At 47.3% G+C, this 1,197-nt stretch carries 6 tRNA genes and 2 rRNA genes; all 8 read right to left on the reverse strand.

What is annotated here, in order from left to right:
• Positions 1-80 (reverse strand): 23S ribosomal RNA (locus tag L1D23_RS22070); the annotation flags it as partial.
• Between the two features lie 359 nt (positions 81-439).
• A tRNA-Val gene (locus L1D23_RS22075) sits at positions 440-515 on the reverse strand.
• 35 nt (positions 516-550) lie between these two features.
• Positions 551-626, reverse strand: a tRNA-Ala gene (locus tag L1D23_RS22080).
• Between the two features lie 28 nt (positions 627-654).
• Positions 655-730, reverse strand: a tRNA-Lys gene (locus tag L1D23_RS22085).
• A 2-nt stretch (positions 731-732) separates the two neighbouring features.
• Positions 733-800: transfer RNA gene (locus tag L1D23_RS22090), tRNA-Glu, on the reverse strand.
• A 4-nt stretch (positions 801-804) separates the two neighbouring features.
• Positions 805-880, reverse strand: a tRNA-Lys gene (locus L1D23_RS22095).
• A 2-nt stretch (positions 881-882) separates the two neighbouring features.
• Positions 883-958 (reverse strand) — tRNA-Glu (locus tag L1D23_RS22100).
• Between the two features lie 90 nt (positions 959-1,048).
• Positions 1,049-1,197: ribosomal RNA gene (locus tag L1D23_RS22105) — 16S ribosomal RNA — on the reverse strand; the annotation flags it as partial.

Below are 1,197 nucleotides of genomic sequence, written 5' to 3' on the forward strand. Positions count from 1 at the left end.
CTGGGCTTATCGCAAGTTAATACGTCCTTCATCGCCTCTGACTGCCAAGGCATCCACCGTGTACGCTTAGTCACTTAACCATACAACCCCAAAGGGTCTTCTAGTCAAACAACCAAAGTTGTCTGCAATTATTTAAACATGATGCAGACTCGATTTTKCCGGACTCAAATATTAAACATCACAAGGATGTTTCCAAGAACACTTGAATGTGTGTTGGTACCTAAATCATAAAGATTTAGGATTTGAGAACTTTTMAWTGAATAACAACGCATCTCAWAGAGATGGGGATTGTTGTTATTCGTCAGCTTTCCAAATTGTTAAAGAGCTATGTTTCTTCACAAGGAAGTTACATTTTCTAAAGACTTTCAGCGGCAAAAATCCAACCACGTACGCGTTACTGAAGTGGTTTGGAAATCTGAATCCAAAAATACTTAGAGAATGGTGGGCGATACCGGGCTCGAACCAGTGACCCCCTGCTTGTAAGGCAGGTGCTCTCCCAACTGAGCTAATCGCCCACATGAGTTTTTCGTCTTGTGGAAGACGTCAAGAATGGTGGAGCTAAGCAGGATCGAACTGCTGACCTCCTGCGTGCAAGGCAGGCGCTCTCCCAGCTGAGCTATAGCCCCATCTTGAGAGTCATTTCTAAGGAAGAAATGGTGGGTCGTGCAGGATTCGAACCTGCGACCAATTGATTAAAAGTCAACTGCTCTACCAACTGAGCTAACGACCCAATGGTATCCCGTAGGGGAGTCGAACCCCTGTTACCGCCGTGAAAGGGCGGTGTCCTAGGCCTCTAGACGANAATGGTGGGTCGTGCAGGATTCGAACCTGCGACCAATTGATTAAAAGTCAACTGCTCTACCAACTGAGCTAACGACCCAATGGTATCCCGTAGGGGAGTCGAACCCCTGTTACCGCCGTGAAAGGGCGGTGTCCTAGGCCTCTAGACGAACGGGACACTAAGTTGAAGATATTGGGATATCTTCGTTCTCTTAAACTACATAAACTTATCAATCTGTGTGGACACTCATCGTGAATAATCATCGTTTAAGGAGGTGATCCAGCGCCAGGTTCCCCTAGCGCTACCTTGTTACGACTTCACCCCAGTCATGAACCACAAAGTGGTGAGCGTCCCCCCGAAGGTTAAACTACCCACTTCTTTTGCAGCCCACTCCCATGGTGTGACGGGCGGTGTGT

Origin of the sequence: Vibrio sp. Isolate24, assembly GCF_022398215.1 — a bacterium.
GTDB classification, from domain to species: Bacteria; Pseudomonadota; Gammaproteobacteria; order Enterobacterales; family Vibrionaceae; genus Vibrio; species Vibrio coralliilyticus_A.